Below are 15464 nucleotides of genomic sequence, written 5' to 3' on the forward strand. Positions count from 1 at the left end.
GCCGCTACCGCCGGTGGAAGTCCACGATCAGGGAGTCCTCCACCGGCCGGTAGCCGATCTGCTGGTAGATGGAGTTGCTGGTCGGCCGCCCGGGACAGCTGCCAGCCGCTCGCCCGCCAGGATCACCGCACCCGGCGCGCGCAGCAGTTCGGCCGCCCGGCCCGCGTCGTCGTTCAGCGGCTCGTCCGCCGCCAGCGCCGCGAACCACTCCGGCTCGGTGCCGGGGGCGGCCGGCAGCAGCGCGCCGCGCAGCTTCGCCAGGCCCCGCGAGCCGAACGCGGCCACCGAGAACACCTTCAGGCCCGTCGCCCGGGTCGCCTTGCGCAGCCGCAGGAAGACGATCGGCGACTCCTCCTCCGGCTCGAAGCCCGCCAGCAGCACCACCGGCGCCCGGTCGAGGTCCTCGTAGGCCACCCCGGTGCCGTCCACGTCGACGCCCCGGCCGGCCACCGCCGCGGCGAGGAAGTCCGCCTCCTCGTCGCTGTGCGGACGGGCCCGGAAGTCGACGTCGTTGGTGCCCAGCACCACCCGCGCGAACTTCCCGTACGCGTAGGCGTCCTCGACCGTCACCCGGCCGCCCGCCAGCACGCCGGCGCGGACCCCGCGCAGCCCCTCGGCCGCCCGGGCCAGCGCCTCCGGCCAGGAGACCGGCACCAGCTCGCCGTCCACCCGCACCAGCGGGGTGGTCAGCCGGTCGCGCTGCTGGGCGTAGCGGAAGGCGAAGCGGCCCTTGTCGCAGTTCCACTCCTCGTTCACCGCCGGGTCCTCGCCGGCCAGCCGGCGCAGCACCTTGCCGCGCCGGTGGTCGGTCCGCTGCGCGCAGCCCGAGGCGCAGTGCTCGCACACGCTCGGCGAGGAGACCAGGTCGAAGGGACGCGAGCGGAACCGGTACGCCGCCGAGGTCAGCGCGCCCACCGGGCAGATCTGGATGGTGTTCCCGGAGAAGTACGACTCGAAGTCGTCCCCCTCGCCGGTGCCGACCTGCTGCAGCGCCCCGCGCTCCACCAGGTCGATGAACGGGTCCCCGGCGATCTGCTGCGAGAAGCGGGTGCAGCGCGCACACAGCACGCAGCGCTCGCGGTCCAGCAGCACCTGGCTGCTGATCGGCACCGGCTTCTCGTAGGTGCGCTTCATGCCCTCGAAGCGGGAGTCGGCGGCGCCGCTGGTCATCGCCTGGTTCTGCAGCGGGCACTCGCCGCCCTTGTCGCAGACCGGGCAGTCCAGCGGGTGGTTGATCAGCAGCAGCTCCATCACGCCGCGCTGGGCCTTCTCGGCCACCGGCGAGCTGAGCTGGGTGCGCACCACCATGCCCTCGGCCACCGGGATGGTGCAGGAGGCGACCGGCTTGCGCTGGCCCTCGATCTCGACGATGCACTGGCGGCAGGCGCCGGCCGGGTCGAGCAGCGGGTGGTCGCAGAAACGCGGGATCTGGGTGCCGATGGTCTCGGCGGCCCGGATCACCAACGTTCCCTTGGGGACCCGCACTTCGACGCCGTCGATGGTGAGCGTGACCAGTTCGACCGCGGTCTCGGAGGCGGTTGGCTCTGTGATCGTCACGCGTGCACCTCCCTTTCGGTGGCGGACTGGTGGCCGGGGCGGGGGCCGTCGGCCCAGACGGTGGAGGCGGCCGGGTCGAACGGGCAGCGGCGCTCGGCCAGGTGCTGCTCGTACTCGGCCCGGAAGTGCTGGAGCGAGGAGACGATCGGGCTGGCCGCGCCGTCGCCCAGCGCGCAGAAGGACTTGCCGTTGATGTTGTCGGCGATGTCGAGGAGCTTCTCCAGGTCCCCGTCGACGCCCTCGCCCGCCTCGATCCGCTTCAGCAGCTGGACCAGCCAGTAGGTGCCCTCGCGGCAGGGCGTGCACTTGCCGCAGGACTCGTGGGCGTAGAACTCCGTCCAGCGGGTGACGGCCCGCACCACGCAGGTGGTCTCGTCGAAGACCTGGAGCGCCTTGGTGCCGAGCATCGAGCCGGCCGCCCCGACGCCCTCGTAGTCCAGCGGGACGTCGAGGTGCTCGTCGGTGAACATCGGGGTGGAGGAGCCGCCCGGGGTCCAGAACTTCAGCCGGTGCCCGGCGCGGACGCCCCCGCTGAGGTCCAGCAGCTGGCGCAGCGTGACGCCGAGCGGGGCCTCGTACTGGCCGGGGTTGGTGACGTGGCCGGAGAGCGAGTAGAGCGTGAAGCCCGGGGACTTCTCGGTGCCCAGGGCCTTGAACCACTCCTTGCCGCGGGACAGGATCGGCGGCACCGAGGCGATCGACTCGACGTTGTTGACCACCGTCGGGCAGGCGTACAGGCCGGCGATCGCCGGGAACGGCGGCCGCAGCCTGGGCTGGCCGCGGCGGCCTTCCAGCGAGTCCAGCAGCGCCGTCTCCTCACCGCAGATGTAGGCGCCGGCACCGGCGTGCACGGTGATGTCGAGGTCGACGCCCGAGCCGAGGATGTTCCGGCCCAGCAGCCCCGCCGCGTACGCCTCGGCGACGGCCGCGTGCAGCCGGCGCAGCACCGGGACGACCTCGCCGCGCAGGTAGATGAAGGCGTGGTCGCAGCGGATCGCGTAGGAGGCGATGATCATGCCCTCGATCAGCGCGTGCGGGTTGGCGAACAGCAGCGGGATGTCCTTGCAGGTGCCCGGCTCGGACTCGTCCGCGTTGACCACCAGGTAGTGCGGCTTGCCGTCGTTCTGCGGGATGAACTGCCACTTCATGCCCGTGGGGAAGCCGGCGCCGCCGCGACCGCGCAGCCCTGCGTCCTTGACCAGGGCGATCACGTCGTCCGGCGGCATGGCGAGGGCCGCCTTGAGGCCCTCGTAGCCGTGGTGCCGGCGGTAGGTGTCCAGCGTCCAGGGGCGGCTGTCGTCCCAGGAGTCGGACAGGACCGGGGTGAGCAGCTTCTCGGCCGGCTCGGCGGAGGTCATCACGCCTCGCTCCCTTCCTGGCCTGTACCCGCCTGACGGGGGGATTCCGGGCGGGGGGACTCGGGGCGGGGGGCGACGACCTTGGTGCCGGGGGCACCGGGCAGGGCCTCGCCGCGGGCCAGCCGCAGGCCGGCCAGGGACGGTGCGCCGCCGGCGCCGGACTCGTCGTTGGCACCCGGGCGCTCGTCGGGGAAACCCGCCAGGATCCGGGCGGTCTCCTTGAAGCCGCACAGCCGGGCGCCGCGGGTGGGCCGGACCTCGCGGCCCGCGCGCAGGTCGTCGACCAGCTGCCGGGCGCTGTCCGGGGTCTGGTTGTCGAAGAACTCCCAGTTGACCATCACCACCGGTGCGTAGTCGCAGGCCGCGTTGCACTCGATGTGCTCGATCGAGAGCTCGCCGTCCTCGGTGGTCTCGTTGTTGCGGATGCCCAGGTGCTCCTGTAGCTCGGCGAAGATCTGGTCGCCGCCGAGCACCGCGCACAGCGTGTTGGTGCAGACCCCGACGTGGTACTTCCCGGCCGGACGGCGCCGGTACATGGTGTAGAAGGTCGCGACCGCGGTGACCTCCGCGGTGGTGAGGTCCAGCTGCTCGGCGCAGAAGCGGATCCCGGTCGGGCTGACGAAGCCCTCCTCTGCCTGCACCAGGTGCAGCAGCGGCAGCAGCGCCGACCGGGACTGCGGGTAGCGGGCGATCAGCTCGGCGGCGTCGGCGGCCAGCCTGGCGTGCACCTCCTCGGGGTACGGTGCGGCCGGCAGTGCCGGCAGTCCGAGTTCGACGTTGGTCACCGGTCCACGCCTCCCATCACCGGGTCGATCCCGGCCACCGCGACGATCACGTCGGCCACCTGGCCGCCCTCGCACATCGCCGCCATCGTCTGCAGATTGGTGAACGACGGGTCCCGGAAGTGGACCCGGTACGGGCGCGTCCCGCCGTCGCTGACCACGTGCACGCCCAGCTCGCCCTTGGGCGACTCGACCGCCGCGTACGCCTGGCCGACCGGGACCCGGAAACCCTCGGTGACCAGCTTGAAGTGGTGGATCAGGGCCTCCATCGAGGTGCCCATGATCTTCCGGATGTGGTCGAGGGAGTTGCCCATCCCGTCCGGGCCGACGGCCAGTTGGGCGGGCCAGGCGATCTTCTTGTCGGCCACCATGACCGGGCCCGGCCGCAGCCGGTCCAGGCACTGCTCGACGATGCGCAGCGACTGCTTCATCTCCTCCAGCCGGATCAGGAAGCGCCCGTAGGAGTCGGCGCTGTCGGCGATCGCGACCTCGAAGTCGTAGTCCTGGTAGCCGCAGTACGGGTCGGTCTTGCGCAGGTCGTGCGGCAGGCCGGTGGCGCGCAGGATCGGGCCGGTGGCGCCGAGGGCCAGGCAGCCGGGCAGGTCCAGGAAGCCGACGTCGACCAGACGGGCCTTGAACACCGGGTTGCCGGTGGCCAGTTTGTCGTACTCGTGCATCCGGGAGCGGAAGACCTTGACCGCCTCGCGGATCTGGTCGACGGCGCCGGGCGGCAGGTCCTGGGCCAGGCCCCCGGGGCGCACGTACGCGTGGTTCATGCGCAGGCCGGTGACCAGCTCGAAGACGTCCAGGATCAGTTCGCGGTCCCGGAAGCCGTAGATCATCAGGGTGGTGGAGCCGATCTCCATGCCGCCGGTGGCCAGGCAGACCAGGTGCGAGGCGATCCGGTTGAGCTCCATCATCATCACCCGGATGACGTTGGCGCGGTCCGGGACGTCGTCGGTGATGCCGAGCAGCTTCTCGACCGCCAGGCAGTAGGCGGTCTCGTTGAACAGCGGGGTCAGGTAGTCCATGCGGGTCACGAAGGTGGTGCCCTGGACCCAGCTGCGGAACTCCATGTTCTTCTCGATGCCGGTGTGGAGGTAGCCGATGCCGCAGCGGGCCTCCTTCACCGTCTCCCCGTCGATCTCCAGGATCAGCCGCAGCACGCCGTGGGTGGACGGGTGCTGGGGGCCCATGTTGACGATGATGCGCTCGTCGTCGGCCCGGCCGACCGCCTCGACCACCTCGCCCCAGTCACCGCCGGTGACGGTGAAGACCCGGCCCTCGGTGGTGTCGCGGGCGTCCGCTTCCTCGGTCTCTCCATAGTGCTGGGTGTTCATCAGCTGTACGACCTCCGCTGGTCGGGAGCCGGGATCTGGGCGCCCTTGTACTCGACGGGGATGCCGCCGAGCGGGTAGTCCTTGCGCTGCGGGTGGCCCAGCCAGTCGTCCGGCATCATGATCCGGGTGAGCGCGGGGTGGCCTTCGAAGACCAGGCCGAAGAAGTCGTAGGCCTCGCGCTCGTGCCAGTCGTTGGTCGGGTAGACGCTCACCACGGAGGGGATGCGCGGGTCCGCGTCGGGCGCGGTGACCTCCAGCCGGATCAGCCGGCCGTGGGTGATCGACCGCAGGTGGTAGACCGCGTGCAGTTCCCGGCCCTTGTCCCCCGGGTAGTGCACGCCGCTCACGCCCAGGCAGAGTTCGAAGCGCAGCGCCGGGTCGTCGCGCAGGATGCGGGCGGTCGCCGAGAGGTGTTCGCGCTCGATGTGGAAGGTGAGCTCGCCCCGGTCGACCACGGTCCGCTCGATCACCTCGGCCGGGTCCAGGCCCTTCTCCTCCAGGGCGCCCTCCAGCTCGTCGGCGACCTCGTCGAACCAGCCGCCGTACGGGCGTTCGCTCGGACCGGGCAGCGCGATCGGGGCGGCCAGACCGCCGAAGCCCGAGGTGTCGCCGCTGCCCTTGGCGCCGAACATGCCCTGGCGGCGGCCGACCACCTCGACCGGGATCTCGCGGACCGGCTGCTCGCGGCGGGTCTCGGGTACCTGGTCGTTCATCGCAGCTGCCCCCGCATCTCGCTGATCGGGGTGGCCTTGAGGGCGAGCGCCTCGCCCAGTTCCTCGGCCCGGCGCCTGTTCACGCCCAACGGCTCGTGCTGGATCTTGTCGTGCAGCTTCAGGATGGCGTCCATCAGCATCTCCGGACGGGGCGGACAGCCGGGGAGGTAGATGTCCACCGGGACGATGTGGTCGACGCCCTGGACGATCGCGTAGTTGTTGAACATCCCGCCGGACGAGGCGCAGACGCCCATCGAGATGACCCACTTGGGGTTGGGCATCTGGTCGTACACCTGGCGCAGCACCGGGGCCATCTTCTGGCTCACCCGGCCCGCCACGATCATCAGATCGGCCTGTCGGGGGGAGCCCCGGAAGACCTCCATGCCGAACCGGGCCAGGTCGTAGCGGCCCGCCCCGGTGGTCATCATCTCGATCGCGCAGCAGGCCAGACCGAAGGTGGCCGGGAAGAGTGACGCCTTGCGCACCCAGCCGGCGGCCGTCTCCACGGTCGTGAGCAGAAAGCCGCTCGGCAGCTTCTCCTCGATTCCCATCAGATCCCTCTCAATGCCCTCAAGTCCTCTGATACGTGGGCCGGTTCTGGCTTGTCCGCTCGTTCACAAGCGGGCGCGCAGCCGGCGGGCGGGTGGGGTCGCCACCCCGCGCTCGGACCGCTCCGCGCTCAGTCCCACTCCAGGCCACCGCGCCGCCACACGTACGCGTAAGCGACGAAGACGGTGGCGATGAACAGGAGCATCTCGACCAGCCCGAAGATCCCCAGGGCGTCGAAGGTCACCGCCCAGGGGTAGAGGAAGACGATCTCGATGTCGAAGACGATGAAGAGCATCGCCGTCAGGTAGTACTTGATCGGGAACCGACCGCCGCCCACGGGCTGCGGGGTCGGCTCGATGCCGCACTCGTACGCCTCCAACTTGGCCCGGTTGTAGCGCTTGGGGCCGGTGAGTGAGGCCATCACGACGGAGCCGACCGCGAACGCCGCCGCGATGGCACCGAGTACGAGGATCGGCGCGTAGGCATTCATAGCCCCCGCTCCCTCCGTCCAGTCGTCCTTGACTGCAGATCGGAACCGGCGGGTCACGTAGAGGTGAACCCGCGTTCCAGTTCCCGAGATCCACCTCATGTGAGGCAGTTCACAAACCCTGGAACGAGCGCATCCTATGCCCGTCGGCTTGTGATCTGCGACACGCAGTTCATCGCCATCTTTGTGATCTACGACACCCTGTGAATGGGGTCGAATGCGAACATGCCCAGATTTGTCGACGCAAAGCAGTCAAACGATCACAAGCAGTCGCATTTACTTGTGAAGCGGCTGGTCAGGGGCACGTTCCTATATCAACTATGCGCCGACCGAAGCAAATTTCCGGGCGTCATGTTGACGTGTTATAGCGGCTCACTCGCAGGGGTGGCGGGGGGCCGAACGCTCGCTTGACCCTTCGTTCACAAGCGCGCGAACCCGTCGTCGGGCGGGCTTCATCTCCCTCGTTCCGTGCCTTCCGCCAGGCGCACTTCTACGCCCTCCCGCCACCCGGGGCCCGGCGGCCCGAACCACGGGCCGGGGCCGCGTGCCGGCCACCGTCCCGGGCCACGTCCCCTCGGGTCGGGCCGGTTACCGGCGGCCCGTCTCCTGCTCCCAGACCCAGGCCGCGATGCCCACCCGGTTGCGCGCTCCGATCTTGCGCTGGACGTTGGCGAGGTGGTTCTTCACCGTCCCCGGTGAGATGAACAGCCCTGCGCCGATCTCGGCGTTGGTCGCACCGTCCGCCACCAGCTCCGCGATCTCTCTTTCCCTCGCGGTCAGTTCCTCCGCCGGCCCGGCCGCCGACTACGGTACCGCCGCGGCCGCCTTGGCGCCCGGCCCGGGCTTCGGCTCGGCACCCGGGAGTGCCATGTGCCGCAGGAGGCGGACGGTGACCTGCGGACTGATCAACGCGTCCCCGGCCATCGCCGCCCGGACCGCCTCGATCAGCAGCACCGGCCCCGACCGCTTCAGCAGGAACCCGGCCGCCCCGTGCCGCAGCGCCGTGTGCACGTACTCGTCCAGGTCGAAGGTGGTCACCACGATCACCTTGCACTGATCGGCCAACTGTCGTGTGACCTCCAGGCCGTCGAGCTTCGGCATCCTGATGTCCGCGAGCACCACGTCCGGTCGCAGCCTCCGTGCCTCCGCCACCGCTGCGGCACCGTCCGCCGCCTCCGCCACCACCACCATGTCCGGCTGGACGTCCAGGATCATCCGGAACGCGCTGCGGACATCCGCCTGGTCGTCCGCGATCAGGATCCGAACCGGCCCTGTGCCATTCCCCATACCCGCACCACCTCCCCGTTGCCGACCCTCATCGGCTTCTACGATCCCGCCGGCCGTGCGTCGGCCTCCTCCAGCGGCAGCACCGCCGTCACCCTCCAGGCCTCCCGCTCGTGCGGACCGGCCTCCAGCGAACCTCCGAGGGCCTCCACCCGGGCCGCCAGCCCGGGCAGCCCGCTGCCGCCACCCCGGCGCGGCCGACCCGCCGCACCCGGCGCCCGACCGTCGCTGGTCACCGTCAGCTCCAGTCGTCCACCGCTGCGCCGGGCCCGGATCTCGACGACCCGCGCGGCCGGAGCGTGCCGCCGGACGTTGGTCAGGGACTCGACCACGATCCGGTGGACCGTGCCCTCCACCTCGCGCGGCACCGGCTCATCCAGCAGCTCCAACCGGACCTCGGCACCACCCGTCGCGGTGAACCGCTCGGCCACCTCGGCGAGTTCGGAGAGCCCTGGCAGGGGGCCCCGGCCGCCGCCCTCCTCGCTGCGCAGCAGCTGCACCGTCCGGTCCAGCGAGGCCAACGCCCGCTGCCCGGCCTGCTCTATTCGCCGGAACATCTCGGCCGCCCCGGCCGGATCGATCCCCGCCAGGTAGGCCCCGGCCTGGGCCTGGGCGACCATGCCGCTGACGTCGTGCGCCACGAAGTCGTGCAGGTCGTGGGCCAGTTCGAGCCGCTGTGCCCGCCTGGCCTCGGCCACCGCCCGGTTGCGCCCCTCGTCCAGGCCCCGGAGGTAGAGCCCGACCAGGACGGCCGGCAGGGAGAGCATCGAGCCGAACCCGAAGAGCGTGAGCGTGTCCGCGGGCCCCTCGACGAAGGCGAACCGGGACGGCCAGAGGGCGACCGCTCCGCACGCCGTCCAGGCGGCCCCCGCACACCACGGGCCGTCCTCGGTGCGCAGGCTGACGGCCACCGACAGCAGCAGGACGGCGAGCTCGGCCAGGCCCAGCAGCCCCGCCCAGCGCTGCCCCTCCGTCCAGCGGCCGAGGCCCCAGACGGCGACCGTGACCGCGGCCGACGCCGCCCCGAGCGCCATCGTCACGGACGCCGCGCCGTATCGCCCCCGCGCCGCCCAGGCCGGCGGCACCAGGGCCAGGACGATCCCGGCCAGGACCTGAGTCATCGTCATCACCTCTCCCCGACTCCTCGAATGCCGTCACACTACGACGCCGCCAGGGCGGCGCACCTGTGCCGATCGGCATATTTCAAAGGCCGGTTGAGCAGGAGGAACAGCCCGATCGGCATCTGCCGCAAACCCCCGGCGGGCCTCCAGTCTTGAGTCATCGCACCGGCCGCGGAGGCCGGAGCCGAGAGGAGCCCACCGCCATGTCGAAGCTCGTGATCAACGCCCGCGGCACCGCCCACCGGATCGGGTCCACCGCCCCGGTCGTCCCGCCCGCGCCGCGCTGGGCCCGGATCGCCGCCGGGGCCGCCGTCCTCACCACCGTCCCCTCCGGGCTGTGGCGGATCGTCTTCGGCTTCGGCGTCCCGGTCGGATTCAGCGGCGCGACGGCCGCGGCCTTCGCCGAGCACCAGCCGGGCTGGGGCACGGTCTACTGCGTGGCGCTGAGCGCCCTGGCCGAGTCGCTGGCCTTCCTGACCCTGGGGCTGGTCCGGCCCTGGGGGCTGGTCACACCCCGATGGATCCCGCTGATAGGCGGCCGTCGGGTCCGGCCGCTCGCGGCGGTCGTCCCGGCGCTGCTGGGGGCGGTGGTGCTCACGGTCCTCGGCATGGAGGGGCTGTTCGGCCGCTGGGCCCACAACCTGACCGAGCCCGGGTCACCGACCGGCTTCGCCGCCGTGGTGATGACACTCGCCTACCTGCCCCTGGTCGCCTGGGGCCCGCTGCTCGGTGCGGTCGCCCTCGACTACGCCCGCAGGACGCGGCGGCCGCGCCGGTGACGAAGGCGGTGGTTCACACCGGGGCCGGTTCCGCGCTCGCGCCCTCCGTATCGGCCCCGCCCGGGCTCCCGCCCTTGGCCGGGCCCGGCCCGGGAGCGGTGCGCCGGCCCCACTCGGTCGCGACGAGCACCAGGGCTCCGCCGAGCAGCGTGAGCGGGCCCATCCGGTTCCCGGCCACGGCGATCCCGAAGACGGCGGCCCACAGCGGCTCGGTGCCGAGCAGCAGGCTCACCCGGGACGGTGAAGTGGCCCGGACAGCCCACACCTGGACGAAGAAGGCGAACAGGGTGCAGAGCAAGGACAGATGCAGCAGCCAGGCCCATTGGCCGGCCCCGTACGAGCGCGCGACGGTCCACGGTGCGGGCCCGACGGACAGCGCCACGACGGCGAACACCGCGGTGGCCACGGCGAGCTGGACCCAGGTCAGGGCCAGCATGTCCGTGTCCCGGACGGCCCGGGTGCGGGCCGTCGCCAGGACGAACGCCGAGCGGACGAAGGCGGCGCCCAGCACCAGCGCATCACCGAGCGTCGGAGGGCGCAGCCCGCCGTCGCCGGTGAGCAGGGCGACGCCGAGGACGGCCAGCCCGGCCGCCGCGAGGAAGGCCTTCGGCGGTGCGGTCCGGCCGAGGGCGCTCTCACCGAGCGGGGTGAGCACCATCGCGAGGCTGATGATCAGCCCGGCGTTGGTCGCGGAGGTGTGTACGGCGCCATAGGTCTCCAGCAGGAAGATCCCGCTGAGCACCAGCCCCAGGGCGGCGCCGCCGAGCCATTCGGCGCGACTCAGTCGCCGCAGGGCACGCCAGGCGAGCACCCCGAGCAGCGGCAGCACCAACCCGAACCGCAGCACGAGCATGGCCACGACCGTCCCGGGCTCGGCCACCCGTTGGACGGCCAGGAAGCTCGACCCCCACACCACGGCCACGAGCAGGACCGGAAGATCACGAAGGGCCGGCGAGGGCGAGCCCTCGGACAGGCCGGACATGGAGGCTGGCATGCGAAAGATCCCTCCGAACGGACGGAACCGGCGGGTGCGAGTGCCGTACAACGTCGGACGGACCCTGGAGCCGGGCGGAAGGCCCGGCGGCGAACGGGGTGGAGCGCGGAGCAAGGGGGCGCCATCTTCGCGCATCGGGCCGCCGGTGATCAATGCCCTGCACGGGCACGGGTGGGTCAGGCGGCGAGCAGACCGTTCGCCGCGGCGATCGCCTCGATGTCGGCCGGGGTGCCGGACATGATGGCGCGGACGTGCTCGGTGACCAGCTCGGCCGGCCAGTCCCACCAGGCCGCGCGGAGCAGGCGCGCGATGTCGGCGTCGTCGAAGCGGCGACGGATCGGGCGGGCCGGGTTGCCCCCGACGACGGTGTACGGCTCGACGTCGGAGGTGACCACCGCTCCGGCGGCGATGATCGCGCCGTCGCCGATCCGGACGCCGGACAGGACGGTGGCCCCGTGGCCGAACCAGACGTCGTTGCCGACCACGGTGTCGCCCCGGCTGGGCAGGCCCGTGACGATGTCGAGGGTCCGCTCCGTCCAACTGCCGCCGAACATGGTGAAGGGGAAGGTGGAGACTCCGATGGTCGGGTGGGCGGCACCGGCCATCAGGAACCGGGTGCCGGTGGCGATCGCGCAGTACTTGCCGATCACCAGCCGCTCGGGGCCGAAGGCGTAGAGGACGTTTCGCTCCTCGAAGCGGGTGGCTCCGTCGGGGTCGTCGAAGTAGGTGTACTCACCGACCTCGATCCGCGGGTCGGTGAGGAGCGGGCGCAGCAGGACGACGCGGTCGTGGTCGGCGAGCGGGTGGAGGGCGGTGGGGTCGGGGATGACGGTGGCGGACACGCAAGGCTCCTCTCGTAATGCGACTTAAGTCGCATTACGATGAGCATCGCACGCCCGCCACCCTGCGGCAAGCCTTAACGCGACTGGAGTCGACTTTGACTGAAGCACCTCACCCCACACCGGAGCCCCACACCCCCACCCCGCGCCCGGGCGGCCGCAGCGCCCGGGTCCGGGCGGAGGTGGTCACCGCCACGCTCGCCGAGGTCACCGAGAAGGGGTACGCCGGCCTCACCGTCGAGGCGGTCGCCACCCGCTCCGGCATCCACAAGGCGACCCTCTACCGGCGCTGGGGCGGGGTGGACGGCCTGGTCGCCGACGCCTTGACCACCTCCGCTGATCAGCCGTGGCCCCTGCCCGACACCGGCGACCTCCAGCAGGACCTCCGCCGGATCACCCAGGAGGTGTTCAGCGTCTTCACCGACCCGGAGCTCGGCCCCACACCGACCGCGCTGATCTCCGCCGCCCAGCGCTCGGACACCGGCGCGGCCGCCCTGCGAGCCTTCTTCGCGGCCCGCCACCGCCAGGCCGCCGAGGTGGCCGAACGGGCCGTCGCCCGAGGAGAACTGCCGCCCGGGACGGACGGCGCCGAGGTGGTCCGGGCCGCCACCGCGCCGCTCTACTACCGCCTTTTCGTCTCCGGCGAACCGCTGGACGCCCACGCCGCCGAACGGGCCGCCGATGCCGCCGCCCTGGCTGCCCGCGCCGGACTCTTCGCGCCCACCACGACCACCCCGGGGCAGAACTGACAAACCATCACAGCACAGCCGCCCGAGGAGCAACGGCCGCCCCAACCCCTACCGCATCCCCACCCGGCCGTGGATGATGCACCCATGACAACCCCGCCGTCCACCACCCCCCGGAAGGCCCGTCACGTGAACCGCAAGCACTGGGCGCTGGTCGCCGCCGCCACCGTCCTCCCACTCATGGCGAGCACCGGTACCGCCATCGCGGACACCCCCGCGGCCGCCGCTCCCACCGCCGGCTGCACCTACACACCGGCCGTCCCGGCCGACAACTTCAAGGGCATCCCGGTGTTCGACGCCAAGAAGGCGGCGAAGCCCTACCGCGCGACACTGCGAACCAGCCAGGGCCAGATCACCTTCGAGGCGCTGACCGACAAGGCGCCCTGCACCACCTTCTCGTTCCGCTTCCTCGCCGAGCACGACTACTTCGACCGCAGCCACTGCCACCGCCTCACCACCCAGCGGATCTACGTCCTCCAGTGCGGCGACCCGACCGGCACGGGCAGCGGCGGTCCGGGCTACTCCTTCCCGGACGAGAACCTGACCGGCGCCACCTACCCGGCCGGCACCGTGGCCATGGCCAACGCCGGCCCGAACACCAACGGCAGCCAGTTCTTCTTCGTCTGGAAGGACACCAAGCTCTCCCCCGCCTACACCCCGTTCGGCCGGATCACCGCCGGCCTGGACGTCCTCCAGAAGATCGCCGCCGGTGGCGAAGACGACCAGAACAACCCGGGCGACGGCTTCCCCAACCTCCCGGTGAACATCCGCAACGTGAAGATCAGCACCCGCTGACCCGGCGGGCCGGACAGCCCCGGCCCGCCCGCTCGCCCGCCCGTCCCGCTCCCACCCGCGCCAGCTCGCCCCGTTCCAGCACACCCCGCTCCCGAGCAGCCCCGGTCTCGGCCCCCGGCCTCACTCCCGTACGGTGGCAGCACCAACGACACCGCATGGGAGCAGGAGCAACGCCGCATGGACAGCCGGATCTGGGAGAGCGTCGACCACCTGGTCGCATGGCTGGACGAGCAGAGCACGCTGTCGCCCCAGGAGGAGCGGCTGCTGAGGATCCTCAAGCTGTCCGAAGAGATCGGCGAGGTCGGTGCGGCGGTGATCGGCGCCACCGGCCAGAACCCACGCAAGGGCGTCACCCACACCTGGGAGGACGTCCAGCACGAGCTCTGCGACGTCGTCTTCTCCGCCCTCGTCGCCCTGAGGACCCTCACCCCCGACGCGGCCCGGATCTTCTCCGAACGCCTCGCCTACGTCGAGCAGCGCTCCGCCGCCTCCCGCCAGGCACCGGAAGCACGCCCGGCGGCCGACGAGCTGTAGCCGCACGCTCCTGTTCCGCCGCCCCCTCGGGCGGGCAGGGCAAAGCAGGCCAGAACAGGGCGGACGCCCGGCCTCAGGCGTCCGCCCGGCCCCGGGCGCTCACGCCACCCCGGGCGACGCGACCCCGAGTGTCCGCCCGGCCCCGGGCGTTCACGCGGCCTCAGGCGTTCGGCGCGACCCTGGCGAGGCCGTTGATCACGCGGTCCATCGCGTCGCCGCCCTGCGGGTCGGTGAGGTTCGCGAGCAGCTTGAGGGTGAAGCGCATCAGCATCGGGTGGGTGAGCCCGCGCTGGGTGGCGATCTGCATCACCTTGGGGTTGCCGATGAGCTTCACGAAGGCGCGGCCCAGGGTGTAGTAGCCGCCGTACACGTCCTTGAGGATGCGCGGGTAGGCCTGGAGGGCGCGCTCGCGGCCGCCGTCGGTGACCCGGGCGAGGGCCTGCACGATGACTCCGGCGGCGATCTGGCCGGATTCCATCGCGTAGGCGATGCCCTCGCCGTTGAACGGGTTGACCATGCCGCCCGCGTCGCCGACGAGCAGCAGCCCGCGGGTGTAGTGCGGCTGCCGGTTGAAGGCCATCGGCAGCGCGGCGCCGCGGATCGGCTCGGTCATGTTCTCCGGGGTGTAGCCCCACTCCTCCGGCATGCCGGCGCACCAGGCCTTGAGCACCTCGCGCCAGTCGAGCTCGCCGAACGCCGGCGAGGAGTTGAGGATGCCGAGGCCGACGTTGGAGGTGCCGTCGCCCATGCCGAAGACCCAGCCGTACCCGGGCAGCAGCTTGCGCTCGCTGCCCCGGGTGTCCCACAGCTCCAGCCAGGACTCCAGGTAGTCGTCGTCGTGGCGCGGCGAGGTGAAGTAGGTGCGGTAGGCGACGCCCATCGGGCGGTCCTCGCGCCGGTGCAGGCCCATGGCGAGCGAGAGCCGGGTCGAGTTGCCGTCGGCGGCGACCACCAGCGGGGCCCGGAAGGTGACCGGCCGCTTCTCGTCGCCGAGCTTGGCGGTGACGCCGACGATCCGGCCGGTGCGCTCGTCCAGGACCGGCCCGCTGACGTTGCAGCGCTCGTAGAGCCGCGCGCCGGCCTTCTCGGCCTGACGGGCCAGCAGCTCGTCGAAGTCGGCGCGCTTGCGCACCAGGCCGTAGTCGGGGAAGGAGGACAGCTCGGGCCAGTCCAGCTCCAGCCGGACGCCGCCGCCGATGATGCGCAGGCCCTTGTTGTGCAGCCAGCCGTTCTCGGTGGAGACGTCGATGCCCATGTCCACCAGCTGCTTGGTGGCGCGCGGGGTCAGACCGTCGCCGCACACCTTCTCGCGCGGGAAGGCGGTCTTCTCCAGCAGCAGCACGTCCAGGCCGGCCTGGGCCAGGTAGTACGCGGTGGTGGCGCCGGCCGGGCCCGCACCGACCACGATGACGTCGGCCGTGCTCTCCACGGGGCTGTCCGGCTTCGTCAGATCGGCTGCGGTCTCGGACACGTGGACACACTCCTGGAACTGCGGCTGGGGGACGGCGGCTTTGCCTCCGGCAGTCTAGTTCCGCTCACGTCGCCGGTTGCGCCCCCGCCCCCGACCCCGCACCCAGCTCCGGCCT

The 15464-nt window shown here is 71.8% G+C and carries 14 protein-coding genes and 2 pseudogenes; 4 read left to right on the forward strand and 12 right to left on the reverse strand.

The window, feature by feature from the left end; translation table 11 throughout:
* Window positions 1–45: 45 nt before the first annotated feature.
* From AB0E96_RS08105 to AB0E96_RS08145, 9 genes and pseudogenes are all read right to left on the reverse strand, one after another.
* Window positions 46–1557: pseudogene (locus AB0E96_RS08105) on the reverse strand (NADH-quinone oxidoreductase subunit G); the annotation flags it as partial.
* On the reverse strand, window positions 1554–2915 hold the full coding sequence (gene nuoF, locus AB0E96_RS08110; protein WP_359820011.1) for an NADH-quinone oxidoreductase subunit NuoF: 1362 nt from the start codon (window positions 2913–2915) through the stop codon (window positions 1554–1556). The gene nuoF and the pseudogene AB0E96_RS08105, both read right to left, overlap by 4 nt.
* Window positions 2915–3700: an NADH-quinone oxidoreductase subunit NuoE gene (nuoE, locus tag AB0E96_RS08115; RefSeq protein ID WP_359820014.1), complete on the reverse strand. Its 786-nt coding sequence runs from the start codon at window positions 3698–3700 to the stop codon at window positions 2915–2917. Before nuoE ends, nuoF begins: the two co-directional genes overlap by 1 nt.
* On the reverse strand, window positions 3697–5037 hold the full coding sequence (locus AB0E96_RS08120; protein WP_359820017.1) for an NADH-quinone oxidoreductase subunit D: 1341 nt from the start codon (window positions 5035–5037) through the stop codon (window positions 3697–3699). The genes nuoE and AB0E96_RS08120 overlap by 4 nt, the downstream gene beginning before the upstream one ends.
* Complete coding sequence (locus AB0E96_RS08125) at window positions 5037–5750, reverse strand: NADH-quinone oxidoreductase subunit C (RefSeq protein ID WP_359820020.1); 714 nt, start codon at window positions 5748–5750, stop codon at window positions 5037–5039. The genes AB0E96_RS08120 and AB0E96_RS08125 overlap by 1 nt, the downstream gene beginning before the upstream one ends.
* Window positions 5747–6301 (reverse strand): NADH-quinone oxidoreductase subunit B, encoded by a 555-nt coding sequence (locus AB0E96_RS08130; protein ID WP_074005520.1) that lies wholly within the window; start codon window positions 6299–6301, stop codon window positions 5747–5749. Before AB0E96_RS08130 ends, AB0E96_RS08125 begins: the two co-directional genes overlap by 4 nt.
* 128 nt (window positions 6302–6429) lie before the next feature.
* On the reverse strand, window positions 6430–6789 hold the full coding sequence (locus AB0E96_RS08135; protein ID WP_030060100.1) for an NADH-quinone oxidoreductase subunit A: 360 nt from the start codon (window positions 6787–6789) through the stop codon (window positions 6430–6432).
* Between the two features lie 585 nt (window positions 6790–7374).
* A pseudogene (locus AB0E96_RS08140) lies at window positions 7375–8073 on the reverse strand (response regulator transcription factor).
* A 38-nt stretch (window positions 8074–8111) separates the two neighbouring features.
* Complete coding sequence (locus tag AB0E96_RS08145; protein WP_359820022.1) at window positions 8112–9197, reverse strand: histidine kinase; 1086 nt, start codon at window positions 9195–9197, stop codon at window positions 8112–8114.
* A gap of 197 nt (window positions 9198–9394) precedes the next feature.
* Here AB0E96_RS08145 and AB0E96_RS08150 point away from each other — a divergent pair, with 197 nt between their 5' ends.
* Window positions 9395–9970, forward strand: coding sequence for a hypothetical protein (locus AB0E96_RS08150; protein ID WP_359820025.1), 576 nt, complete (start codon window positions 9395–9397; stop codon window positions 9968–9970).
* A gap of 13 nt (window positions 9971–9983) precedes the next feature.
* Here AB0E96_RS08150 and AB0E96_RS08155 read toward each other — a convergent pair whose 3' ends face one another.
* Both AB0E96_RS08155 and AB0E96_RS08160 read right to left on the reverse strand, forming a co-directional pair.
* Entirely contained in the window at window positions 9984–10964 is a 981-nt protein-coding gene (locus AB0E96_RS08155) for a DMT family transporter (protein WP_359820028.1), read from the reverse strand.
* Between the two features lie 176 nt (window positions 10965–11140).
* Complete coding sequence (locus AB0E96_RS08160) at window positions 11141–11806, reverse strand: CatB-related O-acetyltransferase (RefSeq protein ID WP_359820031.1); 666 nt, start codon at window positions 11804–11806, stop codon at window positions 11141–11143.
* Window positions 11807–11901: 95 nt separating this feature from the next.
* Here AB0E96_RS08160 and AB0E96_RS08165 point away from each other — a divergent pair, with 95 nt between their 5' ends.
* The 3 genes from AB0E96_RS08165 (at window position 11902) to AB0E96_RS08175 (ending at window position 13878) form a co-directional block, all read left to right on the forward strand.
* Entirely contained in the window at window positions 11902–12552 is a 651-nt protein-coding gene (locus AB0E96_RS08165) for a TetR/AcrR family transcriptional regulator (RefSeq protein WP_359820033.1), read from the forward strand.
* 84 nt (window positions 12553–12636) lie between these two features.
* Window positions 12637–13344 (forward strand): peptidylprolyl isomerase, encoded by a 708-nt coding sequence (locus AB0E96_RS08170; RefSeq protein ID WP_359820036.1) that lies wholly within the window; start codon window positions 12637–12639, stop codon window positions 13342–13344.
* Window positions 13345–13521: 177 nt separating this feature from the next.
* Entirely contained in the window at window positions 13522–13878 is a 357-nt protein-coding gene (locus AB0E96_RS08175) for a MazG-like family protein (protein WP_359820038.1), read from the forward strand.
* Between the two features lie 160 nt (window positions 13879–14038).
* Here AB0E96_RS08175 and AB0E96_RS08180 read toward each other — a convergent pair whose 3' ends face one another.
* Window positions 14039–15349, reverse strand: a complete 1311-nt coding sequence (locus tag AB0E96_RS08180; protein WP_359820041.1) for a geranylgeranyl reductase family protein — start codon at window positions 15347–15349, stop codon at window positions 14039–14041.
* Window positions 15350–15464: the final 115 nt, after the last annotated feature.

It is taken from the genome of Kitasatospora sp. NPDC036755 (assembly GCF_040636595.1).
Classification (GTDB): domain Bacteria; phylum Actinomycetota; class Actinomycetes; order Streptomycetales; family Streptomycetaceae; genus Kitasatospora.

Excerpts from the sequence above, each read along its gene's own strand:
- nuoF (WP_359820011.1), bottom strand. The coding sequence starts at position 2,915 with ATGACCTCCGCCGAGCCGGCCGAGAAGCTGCTCACCCCGGTCCTGTCC.
- AB0E96_RS08120 (WP_359820017.1), bottom strand. The coding sequence starts at position 5,037 with ATGAACACCCAGCACTATGGAGAGACCGAGGAAGCGGACGCCCGCGAC.
- AB0E96_RS08125 (WP_359820020.1), bottom strand. The coding sequence starts at position 5,750 with ATGAACGACCAGGTACCCGAGACCCGCCGCGAGCAGCCGGTCCGCGAG.
- AB0E96_RS08130 (WP_074005520.1), bottom strand. The coding sequence starts at position 6,301 with ATGGGAATCGAGGAGAAGCTGCCGAGCGGCTTTCTGCTCACGACCGTG.
- AB0E96_RS08135 (WP_030060100.1), bottom strand. The coding sequence starts at position 6,789 with ATGAATGCCTACGCGCCGATCCTCGTACTCGGTGCCATCGCGGCGGCG.
- AB0E96_RS08145 (WP_359820022.1), bottom strand. The coding sequence starts at position 9,197 with ATGACGATGACTCAGGTCCTGGCCGGGATCGTCCTGGCCCTGGTGCCG.
- AB0E96_RS08150 (WP_359820025.1), top strand. The coding sequence starts at position 9,395 with ATGTCGAAGCTCGTGATCAACGCCCGCGGCACCGCCCACCGGATCGGG.
- AB0E96_RS08155 (WP_359820028.1), bottom strand. The coding sequence starts at position 10,964 with ATGCCAGCCTCCATGTCCGGCCTGTCCGAGGGCTCGCCCTCGCCGGCC.
- AB0E96_RS08170 (WP_359820036.1), top strand. The coding sequence starts at position 12,637 with ATGACAACCCCGCCGTCCACCACCCCCCGGAAGGCCCGTCACGTGAAC.
- AB0E96_RS08175 (WP_359820038.1), top strand. The coding sequence starts at position 13,522 with ATGGACAGCCGGATCTGGGAGAGCGTCGACCACCTGGTCGCATGGCTG.